18 protein-coding genes are annotated in these 16,272 nt (G+C 73.8%); 9 read left to right on the top strand and 9 right to left on the bottom strand.

The window, feature by feature from the left end; translation table 11 throughout:
- Positions 1-17: 17 nt before the first annotated feature.
- A complete protein-coding gene (locus PH191_RS20055) occupies positions 18-722 on the bottom strand; it encodes a TetR/AcrR family transcriptional regulator (protein WP_274196388.1) in 705 nt (234 codons plus the stop codon).
- A gap of 82 nt (positions 723-804) precedes the next feature.
- Here PH191_RS20055 and PH191_RS20050 point away from each other — a divergent pair, with 82 nt between their 5' ends.
- Positions 805-1,671 carry an NmrA family NAD(P)-binding protein gene (locus PH191_RS20050; RefSeq protein ID WP_274196387.1) on the top strand — a complete coding sequence of 289 codons (867 nt, stop codon included), beginning with the start codon at positions 805-807 and terminating at the stop codon, positions 1,669-1,671.
- On the opposite strand, the gene PH191_RS20045 is transcribed toward PH191_RS20050, so the two are convergent.
- Together PH191_RS20045 and PH191_RS20040 are read right to left on the bottom strand one after the other, a co-directional pair.
- The gene (locus PH191_RS20045; RefSeq protein WP_274196386.1) at positions 1,662-2,120 is read right to left on the bottom strand and encodes a DNA polymerase ligase N-terminal domain-containing protein; all 459 of its coding nucleotides are present in this window, start codon (positions 2,118-2,120) and stop codon (positions 1,662-1,664) included. The two genes, PH191_RS20050 and PH191_RS20045, sit on opposite strands and share 10 nt — an antisense overlap.
- Positions 2,117-2,935, bottom strand: coding sequence for an endonuclease/exonuclease/phosphatase family protein (locus PH191_RS20040; RefSeq protein WP_274196385.1), 819 nt, complete (start codon positions 2,933-2,935; stop codon positions 2,117-2,119). The genes PH191_RS20045 and PH191_RS20040 overlap by 4 nt, the downstream gene beginning before the upstream one ends.
- Before the next feature lie 258 nt (positions 2,936-3,193).
- On the opposite strand from PH191_RS20040, the gene PH191_RS20035 reads away from it, so the two are divergent.
- On the top strand, positions 3,194-3,619 hold the full coding sequence (locus PH191_RS20035) for an ester cyclase (RefSeq protein ID WP_274196384.1): 426 nt from the start codon (positions 3,194-3,196) through the stop codon (positions 3,617-3,619).
- Between the two features lie 15 nt (positions 3,620-3,634).
- Here the strand turns inward: PH191_RS20035 and PH191_RS20030 are convergent, their stop codons facing one another.
- A complete protein-coding gene (locus PH191_RS20030; protein ID WP_274196383.1) occupies positions 3,635-4,906 on the bottom strand; it encodes a ferredoxin reductase family protein in 1,272 nt (423 codons plus the stop codon).
- Between the two features lie 81 nt (positions 4,907-4,987).
- Here PH191_RS20030 and PH191_RS20025 point away from each other — a divergent pair, with 81 nt between their 5' ends.
- Complete coding sequence (locus tag PH191_RS20025; RefSeq protein ID WP_274196382.1) at positions 4,988-5,368, top strand: NUDIX domain-containing protein; 381 nt, start codon at positions 4,988-4,990, stop codon at positions 5,366-5,368.
- On the opposite strand, the gene PH191_RS20020 is transcribed toward PH191_RS20025, so the two are convergent.
- Positions 5,350-5,865: an RNA 2'-phosphotransferase gene (locus PH191_RS20020; RefSeq protein ID WP_274196381.1), complete on the bottom strand. Its 516-nt coding sequence runs from the start codon at positions 5,863-5,865 to the stop codon at positions 5,350-5,352. The genes PH191_RS20025 and PH191_RS20020 overlap by 19 nt on opposite strands.
- Positions 5,866-5,910: 45 nt before the next feature.
- On the opposite strand from PH191_RS20020, the gene PH191_RS20015 reads away from it, so the two are divergent.
- Positions 5,911-6,798 (top strand): DNA polymerase domain-containing protein, encoded by an 888-nt coding sequence (locus PH191_RS20015; protein WP_274196380.1) that lies wholly within the window; start codon positions 5,911-5,913, stop codon positions 6,796-6,798.
- Here PH191_RS20015 and PH191_RS20010 read toward each other — a convergent pair.
- Together PH191_RS20010 and PH191_RS20005 are read right to left on the bottom strand one after the other, a co-directional pair.
- A complete protein-coding gene (locus PH191_RS20010; protein WP_274196379.1) occupies positions 6,795-7,604 on the bottom strand; it encodes an ABC transporter permease in 810 nt (269 codons plus the stop codon). The genes PH191_RS20015 and PH191_RS20010 overlap by 4 nt on opposite strands.
- Positions 7,601-8,536 carry an ABC transporter ATP-binding protein gene (locus tag PH191_RS20005; protein WP_274196378.1) on the bottom strand — a complete coding sequence of 312 codons (936 nt, stop codon included), beginning with the start codon at positions 8,534-8,536 and terminating at the stop codon, positions 7,601-7,603. The genes PH191_RS20010 and PH191_RS20005 overlap by 4 nt, the downstream gene beginning before the upstream one ends.
- Before the next feature lie 80 nt (positions 8,537-8,616).
- Here PH191_RS20005 and PH191_RS20000 point away from each other — a divergent pair, with 80 nt between their 5' ends.
- The 4 genes from PH191_RS20000 (at position 8,617) to PH191_RS19985 (ending at position 13,213) form a co-directional block, all read left to right on the top strand.
- Positions 8,617-9,384, top strand: coding sequence for a TetR/AcrR family transcriptional regulator (locus PH191_RS20000; protein ID WP_274196377.1), 768 nt, complete (start codon positions 8,617-8,619; stop codon positions 9,382-9,384).
- Between the two features lie 56 nt (positions 9,385-9,440).
- Positions 9,441-10,646 (top strand): cytochrome P450, encoded by a 1,206-nt coding sequence (locus tag PH191_RS19995; RefSeq protein WP_274196376.1) that lies wholly within the window; start codon positions 9,441-9,443, stop codon positions 10,644-10,646.
- Between the two features lie 10 nt (positions 10,647-10,656).
- The gene (locus PH191_RS19990) at positions 10,657-11,652 is read left to right on the top strand and encodes a DUF2332 domain-containing protein (protein WP_274196375.1); all 996 of its coding nucleotides are present in this window, start codon (positions 10,657-10,659) and stop codon (positions 11,650-11,652) included.
- Positions 11,653-11,737: 85 nt separating this feature from the next.
- Positions 11,738-13,213, top strand: a complete 1,476-nt coding sequence (locus PH191_RS19985; protein ID WP_274196374.1) for an FGGY-family carbohydrate kinase — start codon at positions 11,738-11,740, stop codon at positions 13,211-13,213.
- Here the strand turns inward: PH191_RS19985 and PH191_RS19980 are convergent.
- Complete coding sequence (locus PH191_RS19980; protein WP_274196373.1) at positions 13,210-13,782, bottom strand: TetR family transcriptional regulator; 573 nt, start codon at positions 13,780-13,782, stop codon at positions 13,210-13,212. The two genes, PH191_RS19985 and PH191_RS19980, sit on opposite strands and share 4 nt — an antisense overlap.
- A 96-nt stretch (positions 13,783-13,878) precedes the next feature.
- Between PH191_RS19980 and PH191_RS19975 the strand changes: the two genes are divergently transcribed.
- Positions 13,879-14,775, top strand: a complete 897-nt coding sequence (locus tag PH191_RS19975; RefSeq protein WP_274196372.1) for an SDR family oxidoreductase — start codon at positions 13,879-13,881, stop codon at positions 14,773-14,775.
- A gap of 61 nt (positions 14,776-14,836) precedes the next feature.
- Here PH191_RS19975 and PH191_RS19970 read toward each other — a convergent pair whose 3' ends face one another.
- The gene (locus PH191_RS19970) at positions 14,837-16,189 is read right to left on the bottom strand and encodes an MFS transporter (protein WP_274196371.1); all 1,353 of its coding nucleotides are present in this window, start codon (positions 16,187-16,189) and stop codon (positions 14,837-14,839) included.
- Positions 16,190-16,272: the final 83 nt, after the last annotated feature.

Raw genomic sequence — 16,272 nt, 5'->3', positions numbered from 1 at the left:
TCCGGTGTGTACCGACGTCAGCGGCGGTCGGAGGCTCCGGTGATGCGGTCGAGCCACTCGCGCAGGACACCGAGTTCCGCCGCGCTGAGGGTGTCGACGTCCGGCAGGGCGGCGCGCAGGGCGGCGGCCGCGGGAACGGGGCCGGGGTCGGGGAGGGCGGGCGCGTCGGTGGTGATCGCGGCGATGACGGCCTCGCGCGCGGACGTCGCGAGGAGCGGGTCGCGCTGGCCCTCGGGCGTGGCGATGAGCGTCAGCGTCGTGCCCTCGCCGACGGCCCGGACGAGGCCGACGGCCCGGTCCTCGGGCACGCGCAGGCGTCCGGCCTCGGCGATCCGCCCGATGTGCTTGGCGAGGACGTCGACGGCGGCGGTCGCGGCCGGCGAGCCCGGGCCGGTGCGGGCGTACATCAGGCGGTAGAGCGCGGGGTGGGCGAGGCCGAGCCCGACGTGCAGGTCCCAGCCCTCGCGCAGGTCCTGCACCGGATCGTCGCCCGGCTCGGTGGCGGTCTTGGTGGCGAGGTAGGACGCGAAGCCGTGCGCGGCGACGGCGTCGAGCAGGCCCTGCTTGTCGCCGAAGAGCCGGTAGATGGTCGGCGCCTGGACGCCGGCCGCGGCGCTGACCGCGCGGGTCGAGACCGCGTCCGCGCCGTCCTCCTCGAGCAGGCGCAGCGCTGCCGCGACGATCCGCTCGCGCGGGCCGTCCGCCCCGCCCTCGGTCTCCACGATTCCGACGATAGCGCGAACGCGCTTCCACTGCTAACAACAGTGCTACTGTTCGAGCGTTACCACTGGAAACGGAGTCCTCATGATCGTCGTGACCGGAGCGAGCGGCCAGCTGGGCCGCGCCGTCCTCGAGCGGCTGCTCGACCGCGTGCCTGCCGAGCAGGTCGGCGCGAGCGTCCGCGACCCGGGGAAGGCGCGGGATCTCGCGGAGCGCGGTGTACGGGTGCGCCGCGGCGACTACGCCGAGCCGTCGAGCCTCGTCGCGTCGTTCGAGGGGGCGGCGCGGGTACTGGTGGTGTCGGCGAACACGCTCGGCGAGGAGGGGCTGCGGCAGAACCGTGCAGCGATCGAGGCCGCCGTCGCGGCGGGCGCCGAGCGCGTGCTCTACACCAGCCACGCGGGCGCCCGGCCGGACTCACCGTTCCCGCCGATGCCCCAGCACGCCGCCAACGAGGAGGTCCTCCGCACGTGCGGGGCGCCGTTCACGTCGCTGCGCAACGGCTTCTACGCCTCCACGGTGCCGAGGCTCCTCCAGGGCGCATGGCACACCGGGGAACTCCGGGTGCCCGAGGACGGGCCCGTCGCGTGGACCACGCACGGCGACCTGGCCGACGTCACGGCGCTGGCGCTGACGGGCGACGAGTTCGACGGGCTCACCCCGCCGCTCACAGGCCCGGAGGCGCTCACGATGGAGCAGGTCGCCGCGATGGCCTCGGAGACCGCCGGCCGCCCAATTCGTCGTGTCGTGGTGTCCGACACGGACTACCGCGCCGAGCTGGTCGGCCACGGCGCACCGGAGCCGGCTGCGGACATGCTCGTCGGGCTGTTCGCCGCGAGCCGGCGCGGCGACTTCGCCGCGGTCGACCCGACGCTGCCCCGCCTGCTCGGCAGGCCGGCGACGCCGCTCCGGGAGGTCCTGGCCACGGCGGTGCCGGCGGCTCAGGCGTAGTCGTCGTTCGTGCGCCCGGTGAGCACCGAGGTGTTCTCGTCCCGGGCCGGGTCCCGGCCACGATCGGCGGCCTCGTCGTTGGTCTTGATCATCAACCAGTCGTCGCCGCCCGTGCGCAGGAACGCGTAGCCGCCGGCGAGCTTCAGGCCGTGCAGCTCGACGGTGAGGTGGCCGTTCGCGAGGGCCTCGGCCGCGGCGCCCTCGGTCCGCATCTCGTAGGTGCCGGTGTCCCAGACGATGACCGTGCCGGTGCCGAGCCGGCCCTCGACGTCGATGTGGCCGAGCGCGTGGTCGTCCACGCGCTTGGCGAGACGGCGATGGGCCGGATCGGTCGACGGCCCCTTCGGCACGGCCCACGACACCAGCACGCCGTCGATCTCCAGCCGGACGTCGAAGTGCAGCGTCGAGGCGTGGTGGCGCTGGACGACGAAACGGCCGGCGGTGGTCACGACAGGCGCAGGGTCGCGACGAGCGGGCGGTGGTCGGACGCCGTGACCTCCGGCGCCTCGGGCTCGCCGACGGGGACGAGCCCGCGCACGAAGATGTAGTCGATCTTGCCGAGCAGGCTCGTCGCGAGCCGGGCGTCGGGGTCGACCTCGGTGAATCCCTGGCGCAGGGGCGCGAGCTCGGGCTGGGATGCGATGAGGTTGAGGTCGCCGAGCACCACGGCGGGCGCCGCCCCGGCCGCGTCGGCCGCGAGACGACGGAGCTGGTCGTCCTGCGTCCCGTCCAGCCCGAGGTGGGTGGTGTGGACGGTGACGGGGCGGTTCGCGCGGGTCGTCACCTGCAGGGACAGATAGCCGCGCTGCTCGTCGCGCCCGTCGGGCGGGTAGGTCGTGACGCGCGGGTCGGTCACGGGCAGGAGCGAGAGCACGGCCAGGCCGAACTGCACGTCGTCGGGACCCGTGTCGCAGGCGGGGCCGAGCGCGGCGTTGACCGACGCGTTGGCCTCGGCGGGGGTCGGCGGGCGGATCGGCCCCGGGACGACCTCGTAGATCAGGCCGTGGTTGCGCTGCAGGAGCCGGGCGAGCTCCTCGGCGTCGGCGGTACAGATCTCCTGCAGGGCGAGGACATCCGGGCGCAGCTGGGCGACGACCGGGGCCCACTCCGGCGGGTCGTGTGCGCCGGTCTGGACGTTCCAGGTCATCACGCGCAGCGCGGCGGGCTCGGCGGGGTCGGGGGTCGTCACGACCGGATCGGCGCCGCAGGCGACGACCAGGCCGACCAGGAGGGCGAGCCCGAGCGCCTGCCAGCGTCGCTGCACGTGCCCATGTTCATGGTTGACGTCGTCGAAGGCGCGACAGGGGCTGATCCTGCCTGCCGCGGAGCCGGATCCTCACCGACTGCCCGCGCCCCATCTCGTCCTGTGAACGCCCTCCGGACCGCCACCCGAACAGACGCATGGCCGTCCTTGTCTCGATCTCGCGCAGGTCGAGAGACTCGGTCCGCAGGCGTTCTGGTGGGAGAGGCGCGAATTCACGCCGCTCGGGACACCGTCGCCTGCCTCGAGGGGGACGCCGCCATGCCCGATGCCGCACAGGTCCGTGACCTTCTCCAGCGGCTCGAGGACGCGATGAATTCGCGGAAGCTCGAGGCGCTCGACGACATCGTCGCGACCGACTTCGTCCGGCACTGCGAGGCGACCCCGGACTTCGACGTCCGCAGCCTCGAGGACTTCAAGGAGTTCCTGCGGGCGAACACCGCGGGGTTCCCGGACAACGTCCAGACGTTCGAGCAGGTCGTCGTCGAGGGCGACCGGGCCGGGATCTGGGTGACCTACGAGGGCACGCAGACAGGTCCGTTCGGCCCGTTACCGGCGTCGGGGCGCAAGGTCCGGTTCAGCTTCGGCGGCGTCTTTCGCGTGCAGGGTGACAAGCTCGCTGAGCTGTGGGTGACCTGGGACAACATGACGATCCTCGGACAGCTCGGCGCTCTCGCCGGCTCCTGATGTCACCGGGGACGATCAGCCGAAGCGCTCGGTGGTGATGGCGCGGGCGGGGACGCCGAGGCTGCCGAGGCCGTCGAGCGCCGCGCCGACGAGCGGGGGCGGCCCGCAGACGAAGTACCGGTGGCTCTCGGGGACGCCCGTCGGCAGCACCGCCCGGAGCATGCCGGGATCGAGGCGGTGTCCGCCGGTGCGCAGGACCGAGAGATCGAGACGCCGGGACAGCGCGAGGATCTCGGTGGCGAACAGCGCCTCGTTCTCGCGCTCGGCGAGCAGGAGGGCGTGGGCGCGGGGATCGGCCGCCGCGGCGTGGGCGCGCAGGATGCTCATGATCGGCGTGATGCCGACCCCGCCGGCGATGAGGACGAGGCCGCCGCCGCTGATGTCGGTGGCGGCGATCGGCACGAAGGCGCCGTGCGGGCCGTCGACCCACACGTGCCGCCCGGCCTCGAGGGCCTGGAGACCGCTGCTGAACGGCCCGCGGTCACGGACGGTCAGCTCGAGCCGGCCCGCCCGCGTCGAGGCCGCGATCGTGAACGGGTGCTCCTCGGCGAGGGGCAGGCGCCGCAGCCGCAGCCACACGAACTGCCCCGGCTCGGGCGCGGGGTCGAGCGCGCGCCGCGCCGGGGTGAGCACCACGGTCGAGGTGTCCGACGACTCCGGGCGCACCGCGGACACGACGTGCAGGCCGCGGTCGAGCAGCGGCACGGCGATCCAGCGCCGCACGACCACGCCCACCAGCACGACGCCGAGCGCGCCGAGGGTGACCCCCACCAGCGGGTTCTCCGGCAGGTGCCCGAACAGCACCACGTGGGCGACGACCAGCAGCACCGTGGTGACCCCGAGCGCCGCGTGGACGCGGGAGGACAGCCCGTAGCGCCGCGAGGTGGCGCGGGGCCGCAGCGTCACGAGCACGGTCATGAGGACCGCCGCGATGATGCCGACCTTGATCGGCGGGCCGACCGCGAACAGGTTGAGGATTCCCAGGCCGCGGTGCGAGTGCGCGACGGCGGACACGACGTGCGTGACGGTGATGCCCACGACGGCCACGCCGAGCCGCCGGTGGAGCGCGACGCCGACCTCCACCCCGAGCACGCGGGTCAGGCCGCGCACCCGCGAGACGAGGACGACGATCGTCGCCATGAGCACCGCGGCGACGAGACCCGTCCCCGAGGTGAGCGAGACCGTCTCGGCGAGCTGGGGCGAGCCTGAGGAGATCATCAGGGCCACGATCGGCATGAGCACCAGCAGGGTGAGGACCATGACCCACGTCCGTCCCTGCTCGCTCATGGCGCGGAAGCTAGGCCGGTCTCCGACGGCGCCGGTGCCGTTCGGTGGCGCTGTGACCTTTTCGTGACCGAGAGGGAGCCCGTGACCGAACTCGTCGCCCGGGCCGTGGTCCTTCACCACGGCGCGCTGCTGCTCGTGCAGGAGCGGGCCGCCGGCTACTGGTTCTTCCCCGGCGGGCACGTCGAGGCGGGGGAGACGCCCGAGGACGCGGTGGTCCGCGAGCTGCGGGAGGAGCTCGACGTCGGCGCGACGATCACCGCGCGCTGGGGCGAGCTGGAGAACCGCTGGGACCGGCACCACGAGATCAACCACGTCTTCGCCGTCCACATCGACGCCGCCGACCCGGTCAGCCAGGAGCCGCGCCTCGCCGCCGGGTGGCACCGGCTCGAGGACCTCGACGACACCGACGTCCGCCCGCGACAGCTCGCCGACCTCGTCCTGGCTCACGCCCGCCGCAGGTAGCGGGGGTCGAGCGCGTCGGTCAGCCAGGTGTCGTCGTTGCCGCGGCGGAAGACGACGCCGTCCGCGGCGGCGGCGCGGGCGTCCACCACGAGCACCACCGGCCGCCCGTGGCGCGCGCCGACCGTGAGCGCGGTGTCGGGGTCCGGCGACAGGTGGACGTACTGGCGGCCGCCGGGGAGCAGGCCGTCGCGCAGGATCGCGTCGACCACGACCGACGACGTCCCGTGGAACAGCTCGTCGGGCGGGGCGGCCGGTGGCAGGGCGACGTGGCCGGGCAGCGAGTGTCCGTAGCGGGCACGCACGCGATCACCACAGAGCTCGAACCGCGCCTTCGACCCGTGCGCCACCACGTCCTCGACGTCGGCGCGCGACACCTGCAACGCCCGGCACAGCGCGTCCAGCGACACCCACCCCTGCGCGTCGAGCGTCAGCCCCACACGCCCCGGATCGTGGCGCAGGGCGCGGGACAGGCGCTTCGAGAGCCGGACGCGGTCCACGACCAGCAGGTTTGTCGACGGCCCCGCGGAGGCAAACGCCGGGACATGACGACCGTCGCCGGCATCGACGTCACGCACCCGGACAAGGTGCTCCTGCCCGCCCGCGAGGGCGGCGAGGACGTCACGAAAGCCGATCTCGCCCGGTACTGGGAATCGGTGGCCACCACGGTCCTGAAGCACCTGACGGGTCGGCCCCTGACCCTGCAGCGCTTCCCCGACGGCCTGGACGCCGGCGGGTTCGTCCAGCAGGACGCCGGGAAGCGCGCGCCGAAGGGCCTGCACACCGTCGACACCCCGCGCCGCGAGCGCAAGAAGGACGCGGACGACGTCGTGCACCACCCGGAGGTCGAGGAGACCGCCGACCTCATCCGGCTCGTCCAGTTCGGCACCGTCACGCTCCACGGCTGGAACGTCGTCGCGGGCGCGCTCGAGCGTCCCGACCGGCTGATCGTCGACATCGACCCCGGCGAGCGCCAGGACCTCGCCGGCATCCGGGACGTGGCGCGGGCCGTGCGGCACGCCGTCGAGGGCCGCGGCCTCGTCGCCTTCCTGCAGAGCACCGGCAGCCGCGGCTACCACGTCGTCGCGCCGCTGGACGGCTCCGCGGACCAGGAGGCCGTCCGGGCGGCCGCGATCGAGATCGCCGAGGCCGTCGCCGTGGACGACCCCGACGAGCTCACGACGGAGGTGCGCAAGGACGCCCGCGGCGGCCGGACCTTCCTCGACATCGGCCGCAACGCCTACGGCCAGACCGCGGTGATGCCCTACTCGCCGCGGGCCCGCCCGGGCGGACCGACCGCGACGCCGCTGGAGTGGGACGAGCTCGGCCGCGTCACGCCCGACCAGCACGACGTCCGCTCGATCCCGCGCCGCCTCGCCCGCAAGGCCGACCCGTGGGCCGGGTTCGCGGAGAACGCCCGCGCGTTGCCCTAGCCCGCGCTGCGCAGCACCGACCGGATCCCGACGACCAGCCCGACGGCGCAGGTCAGCGCGGCGGCGATCGCGCCGTAGAGGATCGACGGGTCGCCCAGCGCCCCGGTGAACGCCGCCCGCTCCGCGTTCACGACGTAGGTCAGCGGGTTCACCGTCGCCGCCGTCTGCATCCAGGCCGGCCCGGACTCGAGCGGCAGCATCATCCCGGAGAGGATCAGCAGCGGGAAGATCAGCGTCTGCTGCACGCCCCAGAACAGCCACTCGCGGTTCTTCGACGCCAGCGCCAGCGCGTAGGACAGCGCCCCGAGCCCGACGCCGAACACCCCGAGGATCGCCAGGCCGACGAGCACGCCGACGGGCGAGAACGTCACGCCGAACGGGACGGCCGCCAGCGTGATGATCACGGCTTGGACGACGAGCGGGGCGAGCTCCTTGAGTGCCCGCCCGACGAGGATCGACGCCCGCGAGATCGGGGTGGCGAGCACCCGCTCGTAGCTGCCGGTCATGAGCTCGAACAGCAGGTTGGCGCCGGTGCTCCCGGTGCCGAACAGGGCGATCATCACGACGACGCCGGGCAGGAACCACGTCAGAGGCGACTCGCCGCCGAGCTGGTCGGCCGACAGCGAGCCGGCCAGCAGCGGGGCGAACAGCCCGAGGAAGACCAGGGGCTGGAGCAGCGAGAAGATCAGCGAGAACGGGTCGCGCAGGACGAGCGCGAACTCGCGCACGAACACCGCGGCGGTGTCGTGGACGAAGCCGGACCGGGGTGCGACGACATCCGGGGGCGAGACGACATCGACGCTCATGCCGCGGCTCCTTCCTCGCGCAGGCTGCGGCCGGTCAGGGCCAGGAAGACGTCGTCGAGACTCGCCTCGTGCAGGTGCGCGGAGTGCACGGTGACGCCGGCCCGGTCGAGGCGGGTGAGCAGGCCGGGCAGCACCCGGGCGCCGCCGGTGAGGCGGAGCTCCACCCTGTCGGCGAGGGCCCGCGAGCCCTCGACCAGGCCCGCGACCGCCGCGGGGTCGTCGACCTGGAGCACCAGCCGGTCCTCGGCGTGGCGCGTGCGCAGCTCGGCGCTGCCGGCGTCGGCGATGACCTGGCCGTGGTCGACGACGACGATCCGCTCGGCCATCGCGTCGGCCTCGTCGAGGTAGTGGGTGGTGAGGACGACGGTGGTGTCGTGCTCCTCGCGCAGGCGGGTGATGTGCTCCCACAGGTTGGCGCGGGCCTGCGGGTCCATGCCGGTGGTGGGCTCGTCGAGGAAGAGCAGCCCGGGGCGGTGCATCAGGCCGATCGCGACGTCCATGCGCCGCTTCTGCCCGCCGGAGAGCGACGCGACGGTGCGGCGTTCGAGGCCCTGCAGCTCGAGGGCGTCCATGAGCTCCCCGGCCCGTCGGCGGGCCGTGGCGCGCGTCTGCCCGTAGAAGGAGCCCTGGGTGATCAGCTCGTCGAGCACGCGGTGGTTGTGACCGCCGGCGTTGCCCTGGCCGACGTAGCCGATCCGTCGCCGCACCCCGGTGGGGTCGGCGACGACGTCGATGCCCGCGACCTCCGCGGTGCCCGACGTCGGCCCGAGCAGCGTCGTCAGCATCCGCAGCAGCGTCGACTTGCCGGCGCCGTTCGGGCCGAGGACGGCCACGAGCTCGCCCGGCTCGACCCGCAGCGAGATGCCGCGGACCGCCTCGACCACCGCGCCGCGCCGTCGGAAGGTGCGGCGCAGGTCTTCGGTGCGGATCATCGCGATCCTTTCGGTACAACGTCTGGAAAGTGCCTGCGCTAGGTTAAGCGGACGCTGTCCGGAAAGGCAAGGGAGTGCTGATGGGCGACGAGCACCACCTCGACCTGCTCTGGGGACGGGGTCCCGCGACGGGACGGGGCCGGCCGGCGCGGACGACGCGCGAGCAGGTCGTCGCGGCCGCGCTCGCCCGCGCCGACGCCGCCGGCCTCGAGGAGCTCTCGATGCGCGCGGTCGCGGCCGACCTCGGCGTCGGGGTGATGGCGCTCTACACGCACGTCGAGAGCCGGGAGGGCCTCGTCGCCCTGATGATCGACGCGGCCTTCGCGGAGATCACGGGCGACCTGTATCCCCACCCCGGCGAGCCGTGGCGCGACGCCGCGGCCCGCCAGGCCCGGGCGCTGTGGGAGCTCTACGCCCGCCACCCGTGGATCCTCCACCACGGGAGCCGCCTGCCGATGGGGCCGCACGTCCTCGGCATGGAGGACGCCTTCTTCGCCCCGTTCCTCGACATCGGTCTCGCCCCGGCGGAGACGGTCAATGCCGCGATCGCCCTGCGCTCGCTGGTCACCGGCCTCGCGCGCGACTCGACCAGCGAGCAGGACCAGGTCCGGCGCACCGGTGTGGGGCTCGCCGAGTACTGGTCGTCGATCAACGCGGTGTTCTGGGAGCGGTACTTCGAGGAGGAGCGGTACCCCTCGATGACGCGGCTCTGGTACGAGGGCGGCTTCGAGAGCGAGGACGTCCTGGCCGAGGAGGGGATCCTCGAACGCGCGGTCGACGCCTATCTCGACGGGATCGCCGTTCGGGTGCATTCCGGAGGTTCCGGGCAGGACGCGGGCGGCGCCTGATCCCAGGGAGCACCATCGAGGGCAGGGGGCCCACCACCGTCACCGGGAGGACCGCGATGACCGACCAGGCGACCCACGCGTGGACCGGCGAGGTGGCCGCGCAGCGCGACGGCTTCACGCTGCTGCCCGAGGTCGAGGAGCTGCGCGACGCGGGGGAGACCCGCCGGGTCGCGACGCCGTTCGGGCACGAGGCGACGATGGTCACCCGCTACGCCGACGTCCGTGAGCTGCACGGCGACCCCGAGCGCTTCCGCCTCGACCGCGTCCCGGCGCCGCCGGCGCTGGTGGCGGCCGGCCGCGACACCGCCGAGTTCCGCCGTCGCCAGGCCGGCAACCTGCTGGGGCAGGAGCCGCCGGACCACACGCGGCTGCGCCGGATGCTCACCGGCGAGTTCACCGTCAAGCGGATGAAGCGCCTGGTCCCGCGCGTCGAGGAGATCGTCACCGAGCACCTGGACGCGATGGAGAAGGCGGGCCCGCCCGCGGAACTGGTCGCCGACTTCGCCCTGCCGGTGCCGTCGATGGTGATCTGCGAGCTGCTCGGGGTGCCGTACGAGGACCGCGGCGAGTTCACCGAGCGCAGCGCCCGCCAGCTCGACAGCACCATCGAGGCGGGCGAGCGGATGCGGCTGGCCGACGAGTCCCGCGTCTACATGTCGAGCCTCGTCTCCCGGCACCGCGAGGCCCCGGGCGACGACCTGCTCGGCATGCTCATCCGCGAGCACTCCGACGACGTCACCGACGACGAGCTCATCGGCATCGGCAACCTGCTGCTCGTCGCCGGGCACGAGACGACGTCGAACATGCTGTCGCTGGGCACGCTCGCGCTGCTCGAGCACCCCGACCAGCTGGCCCGGGTCCGCGACGACCCCTCGGCGGTCGACGGCGCGGTGGAGGAGCTGCTGCGTCGGCTGACCGTGGTGCACGGGAGCTTCCCGCGCGCCGTCGTCGCGGACACGACGCTCGGCGGGCACCCGGTGGCGGCCGGCGAGCTGGTGATCGCGTCGCTGGTCGCGGCCAACCACGACCCGGAGGTCGTCGAGCACGCCGAGGAGCTCGACATCTCCCGCCCGCCGTCCCCGCACCTCGCCTTCGGCCACGGCATCCACCACTGCCTGGGCGCCCCGCTGGCGCGGATCGAGATGCGCGTGGCGTTCCCGGCCCTGCTGCAGCGCTTCCCGGGGCTGCGCCTGGCCGGCGAGCCCGAGTTCCGCCACCGCACCCTGATCTACGGCCTGCACCGCCTGCCGTTGGCGTGGTGAGCTGCCGCCCGTGATCGGGAACGAGCCGGAGCTCGAGGTCGCCGAGAACTACCGTCGCTTCGCCGTCTCCCAGGCGCGAGGTCGCAGCCCGCTCTACGAGGAGCTCGCCCATGGCGTCGCGGAGGACCACGAGGTGGTGGCCCTCCTCGAAGAGCTCCCGCCCGAGAAGCGCCAGCCCAACCTGCTGCTCGCCGCCGTCCGCTTCCTCGCGGGCGTCCAGCCGGACTACCCGGCCTTCCGCGAGGTCGTGCTGGGGCGACGGGGCGAGGTCGTCGCGACGATGCTCGCGCGGCGTACGCAGACCAACGAGCACGCGCGGTGCGCCACGTTGCTCCCGGCGCTGGCCGCGCTCGAGGGTCCGCTGGCCCTGCTCGAGGTCGGCGCGAGCGCCGGGCTGTGCCTGTATCCCGACCGCTACGGCTACCACTACCGGCGCGCCGACGGCGAGGACGTCCGGCTCCCGGGGACGCCGGCGCTGACCTGCGACGTCCGGGGTCCGGCGCCACTGCCCGACGAGAAGCCGACCGTCGTCTGGCGCGCCGGCATCGACCTGAACCCGCTCGACGTCGCCGACCCGGACGACCTGCACTGGCTCGCGTGCCTCGTGTGGCCGGGCCGGCCGGAGCGCGTCGAGCGGCTGGAGGCGGCCGCCGCGGTCGCTCGCGAGGACCCGCCGCGGATCGTGCGCGGCGATCTCGTCGAGGAGCTCCACGCGCTCGCCGAGCAGGCGCCGCGGGAGGCCACGCTCGTGGTCCACCACTCCGCCGTCCTGACCTACCTGCCCCCGGACCGGCGCGCGGCGTTCGCCCGGGCCGTCGGCGAGCTCGATGCCGTGTGGTTCGCCAACGAGTCCGCCTCCGTCCTCGCCGATCTCCCGCAGCCGCCCCCGTCCGACCTGCCCGCACCCCCGCCCGGCCCCGTCCCGTTCCTGCTGGCGCGCGACGGGCACCGCCCGCTGGCCTGGGTCGACGCGCACGGCACGTGGGTGCAGTGGCTGTCGGGGTGAGGGCCCGACTCACCTGGAGAGAACGCTTCGGTTTTCGAAGCGTTTCCTGGAAGGCCGTCGGACCGGGTCTCTAGTGTCGCGCACCGTGACGCTCGTGCTCGGGATCGACATTGGGACGTCGTCGTCGAAGGGCGTCCTCGTCGACGCCGGCGACGGCACGGTCGTCGCGCGGGCGGAGGTCGAGCACGCGACGTCGTTCCCGCGGCCCGGATGGGTCGAGCACGACGCCGAGGACGTGTGGTGGGGCGACGTCGTGGCGCTGACGCGCGAGCTGCTGGCCCACGGCACGCCGGACGCGGTCGGCGTCAGCGGCATCGGGCCGGTGCTGCTGCCCGCCGATGCCGAGGCGTGCCCGCTGCGTCCCGCGATCCTCTACGGCGTCGACACCCGCGCCACCCGGGAGATCGACGAGCTCACCGACGAGATCGGCGCGGACGCGATCGTGGCGCGCGGCGGGACGCCGTTGTCGAGCCAGGCGGTCGGGCCCAAGTGGCGGTGGCTGCAGCGTCACGAGCCCGAGATCTGGGACGCGACGCGGTACTTCTTCATGGCGAGCTCGTACCTCGTGCACCGCCTGACCGGCGAGTACGTCCTCGACCACCACTCGGCGAGCCAGTGCGACCCGATGTACGACCTCGAGGCCGCCGACTGGGCGCCCGACCTGGCCGAGCTCGTCGCCCCCGGCCTCGCCCTGCCCCGGCTGCGGTGGCCGGGGGAGGTCGCGGGGGTCGTCACCGAGCACGCGGCGGCGCAGACCGGGCTGCGGGCCGGGACACCGGTGGTTACCGGGACGATCGACGCCTGGGCGGAGGCGGCCAGCGTCGGCGTGGAGAGCGCCGGCGACACGATGGTCATGTACGGCACGACGATGTTCCTGGTGCAGGTCGCGGACGCGCCTGTCCGGCACCCGGCGCTGTGGGCGACCCGCGGCGTCGCGCCCGGCTCGTTCACCACCGCGGCCGGGATGGCCACCTCCGGCGCGGTCACGGCGTGGCTGCGCGACCTCGTCGGCGCCGACTACACGACGTTGACCGACGAGGCCGCCGACGTCCCGCCCGGTGCCCGCGGGCTGCTCCTGCTGCCCTACTTCGCCGGCGAGCGCACCCCGATCCTCGACCCCGACGCCCGCGGCCTGGTGCTCGGGCTGACGACGGGGCACGGCCGCGCGGAGCTGTACCGCGCCGCGCTCGAGGGCATCGCGCACGGGGTGCGGCACAACCTCGAGGCGTTCCGCGACGCCGGCGGGCCGGACCCGCGCCTGGTCGCCGTCGGCGGTGGGACCCGCGGCGGGCTCTGGACGCAGATCGTCAGCGACGTGACCGGGCAGGAGCAGCACGTCCCGGCCGACACCACCGGCGCGGCGCTCGGGGACGCCGTCCTCGCCGCCCGCGCGCTCGGTTTCGCCGCCGACCTCGCGAGCTGGAACCCGATCGTCGCCACCGCGACGCCCGACCCCGAGCGCACCGCCCGCTACGACGCCTTCCACGAGCACTACCGCGCGCTCTACCCCGCCACCGCCGACGCCGCGCACTTCCTCGCCGAGGAGCAGCGGCGCGCCTAGACCTGGGGCGCGGTGACCAGCGACCGGAGCTGCGTGAGCACCGCCCGCAGGACCTCGGCGAGCGGGCGCTCCTCGCCCTCGGCGATCCACGTCGCGAAGCCGACCCGGAAGACAGCGACGCCGCTCTCGGCGGCCAGGGCGGCCGCCGTCGGGTCGACGCCGCGGCGGCGCAGGCCGTCGGTCATCGCCGTGGCCAGGCCGGAGAGCTTGAGGAGCTCGCGCTCCTGCAGGCCCGGGTCGGCGTCGATGACGCGCTGGCGCGCGCGGGACCACGATCGGCGCTCGTCGGGGAAGAACGCGGTCGCGCCCTCGAGCGCGGCCGCGACGATCGCCATGGGGTCGGAGTCGCCCGCCTCCTCGATGCCCGCGAGGAACAGGCGCTCGAACTCGTCCTGGCCGGAGAAGAGCACCTCGCGCTTGTCGGCGAAGTGCCGGAAGAAGGTCCGCTCGGTGAGCCCCGCCGTCGCGGCGATCTCCGCGACCGTCGTGCCGTCGAAGCCCTGCGCGCCGAACCGCTCGAGGGCGGCGGCCTGCAGCCGCTCGCGCGCCCCGGGCTTCCAGCGGACCATGGGCACAGCGTACTGATGGCAGTCGCTGACATCAGGGTCTACAGTGATGTCAGTACCTGACATGGTCGCCCGTGAGGGCAGAGGAGGCCACGCATCATGCGTGTATTCGTCACCGGAGCCAGCGGTTGGATCGGCTCCGCCACCGTCGACGAGCTGCTCGGCGCGGGACACGAGGTCGTCGGGCTCGCCCGCTCCGACGCCTCGGCCGCCGCGCTGGAGGCCAAGGGCGTGACGGTCCTGCGCGGGGACCTCGACGACCTCGAGGCGCTGCGGCGCGGGGCCGCCGACGCCGAGGGGGTCGTGCACCTCGCGAACAAGCACGACTGGACGCACCCGGCGGAGTCGAACCGGGCCGAGCGCGTCGCGGTCGAGACCCTGGGCGAGGCGCTCGTCGGCACCGGCCGGCCGCTCGTGCTGGCCGGCGGGGTGGCCGGGCTCGCGGTCGGGCGACCCGGGACGGAGGCGGATCCGTCGCCCGCGATCGGTCCGGACGCGCCGCGCGGCGGCGCGGAGAACCTGGCGTTCGCCTACGTCGACCGCGGCGTCCGCGCCGTCTGCGTCCGCTTCGCGCCCACCACCCACGGCGACGGCGACCACGGCTTCATCGCCCTCATCACCGCCGCCGCCCGCCGTCGAGGGGTGTCCGCCTACGTCGGGGACGGCTCGACGCGCTGGTCGGCGGTGCACGTCTCCGACGCCGCCCGGCTCGTCCGGCTCGGGCTCGAGCAGGCCCCGGCCGGGACGCGGCTGCACGCCGTCGCCGAGGAGGCGATCCCCAGCCGCGAGATCGCCCAGGCGATCGGCGACGCGCTGGGCGTCCCCGTCACCTCCGTGGCCCCCGACGACGCCGTCGAGCACTTCGGCTTCATCGGCATGTTCTTCGCGATGGACCTCGCCGCGTCGAGCGACCACACCCGCAGGGCCTTCGACTGGACACCGACGGGTCCCGGCCTGCTCGAGGACATCAAGGCCGGCGCGTACCGAGGTGCCTGACGGCATGTGAGCACTTCGGAGTGCTCCAGCACCTCGAAGTGCTCACATGCGCGGAGCGCACCTACTCGAAGTCGACGTCCTTCGTCTCGGGGCCCGCGGCCGCGCCCGCGGCCCCGAGCAGGCCGCCGAAGGCGAGCAGCACGAGCACGGCCGTCGCGTACGGCATGAGCCCGCCGAGGCCCTCGAGGAAGAAGGCGTAGAAGGACGGGATCACGACCGACACGCTGAATCCGAGGCCGAAGCCGGAGGCGCGGACGTCGGTGCGGAACCGCTCGGTGATGTAGGGCAGGACGACGCCCCACGGTGCGGTCACGACGATCGAGAACAGGCACACGACGAGGATCACGACGCCGAGCGGTAGGCCGCGGCCGTTGACGAGCACGGCCATCAGCCCCACGCCGACCGTGGCGATGAGCAGCCCGCCGATCATGAAGAACCGCCGTCTCCCGATGCGCTGGCCGATCACTCCCGCCGCGATGTAGCTGCCGACCAGGCAGACGTAGGCGATCAGCAACGTCACCGTCAGCTGGTTGTTGGACAGGCCCACGAGGTTGCGCAGCACGGTGGTCGGCAGGAAGAGCGTCACGAGGTTCTGCGTCAGCCAGAACCCGGTCATCATCCCGAAGACCTGCAGGAACGTGGAGCTGCGCAGCACCGCGAGGAGCGGTCGGCCCGCGCCGCCCTGCGAGGTGCCCTCGGACTTCGCGGCCTCGGCGGCCTCCCAGATCTCCGACTCGGACACGCTGCGCACGTAGTACGCCGCGAGGACGAAGGCCAGCAGCGCGCCGAGCACGAACGGGACGCGCCAGCCCCACACGGCGTACGGGGAGTCGGGCCCGGCCAGCGGGAAGAGCGCGAACGAGGCCAGGCCGACGAGCGTGATCACGACGTAGGCCAGGGGGAACGCCGACAGGATGATCCCGCCGAGCAGCCCGCGGCGGCTCTTCGTCGAGTACTCCATGGCCAGCGGGAGCGCGCCGGTGTACCCGCCGCCGAGACAGATCCCGTCGAGGAACCGCAGCACGATGAGCACCCAGAACGACGCGATCCCGATCGTCGTGTAGCCGGGCACCAGGGCGATGAGCAGCGTGATCACGCCGAAGCCCGTCACCGAGATGATCGTGCTGCGCCGGCGCCCGATGCGGTCGGCCAGCGCGCCGAACACCGCGGCGCCGATCGGCCGCCCGACGAGCGTGGTGACGAAGACGAGCGACGTGAAGATCGCGGTGGTGCCCGGGTCGAGCTGCGCGGGCTGGAAGTAGAGCAGCGCCGGGGTCAGCACCACGGTCGGCAGATAGATGTCGAACATGTCGACGAACTCCGCGAAGAACGCCCCGCGGGTCGCCGACTTCCGCTTCTCCGCACGTTCCGGGCTCTCCGCCGGCGTGCTCACGGCCTGCTCGGGACTCGTCATCGAGACCACTCCTCGCCACCGAGGTGCTTCTTCGTCTGGCTGTCAGACAATCTGGAACGTAGAGTCGCGCCCCGACGGCGTCA

The sequence above is a fragment of the Actinomycetospora callitridis genome (assembly GCF_028737265.1).
In the GTDB taxonomy this organism is placed as follows: Bacteria; Actinomycetota; Actinomycetes; order Mycobacteriales; family Pseudonocardiaceae; genus Actinomycetospora; species Actinomycetospora callitridis.
The sequence above is the reverse complement of the archived record's forward strand: the minus strand, read 5'-3'. Positions and strand labels throughout refer to the sequence as shown.

Excerpts from the sequence above, each read along its gene's own strand:
- PH191_RS20035 (WP_274196384.1), top strand. The coding sequence starts at position 3,194 with ATGCCCGATGCCGCACAGGTCCGTGACCTTCTCCAGCGGCTCGAGGAC.
- PH191_RS20000 (WP_274196377.1), top strand. The coding sequence starts at position 8,617 with ATGGGCGACGAGCACCACCTCGACCTGCTCTGGGGACGGGGTCCCGCG.
- PH191_RS20050 (WP_274196387.1), top strand. The coding sequence starts at position 805 with ATGATCGTCGTGACCGGAGCGAGCGGCCAGCTGGGCCGCGCCGTCCTC.
- PH191_RS20015 (WP_274196380.1), top strand. The coding sequence starts at position 5,911 with ATGACGACCGTCGCCGGCATCGACGTCACGCACCCGGACAAGGTGCTC.
- PH191_RS20030 (WP_274196383.1), bottom strand. The coding sequence starts at position 4,906 with ATGAGCGAGCAGGGACGGACGTGGGTCATGGTCCTCACCCTGCTGGTG.
- PH191_RS19980 (WP_274196373.1), bottom strand. The coding sequence starts at position 13,782 with ATGGTCCGCTGGAAGCCCGGGGCGCGCGAGCGGCTGCAGGCCGCCGCC.
- PH191_RS19975 (WP_274196372.1), top strand. The coding sequence starts at position 13,879 with ATGCGTGTATTCGTCACCGGAGCCAGCGGTTGGATCGGCTCCGCCACC.
- PH191_RS20005 (WP_274196378.1), bottom strand. The coding sequence starts at position 8,536 with ATGATCCGCACCGAAGACCTGCGCCGCACCTTCCGACGGCGCGGCGCG.
- PH191_RS20010 (WP_274196379.1), bottom strand. The coding sequence starts at position 7,604 with ATGAGCGTCGATGTCGTCTCGCCCCCGGATGTCGTCGCACCCCGGTCC.
- PH191_RS19995 (WP_274196376.1), top strand. The coding sequence starts at position 9,441 with ATGACCGACCAGGCGACCCACGCGTGGACCGGCGAGGTGGCCGCGCAG.
- PH191_RS19970 (WP_274196371.1), bottom strand. The coding sequence starts at position 16,189 with ATGACGAGTCCCGAGCAGGCCGTGAGCACGCCGGCGGAGAGCCCGGAA.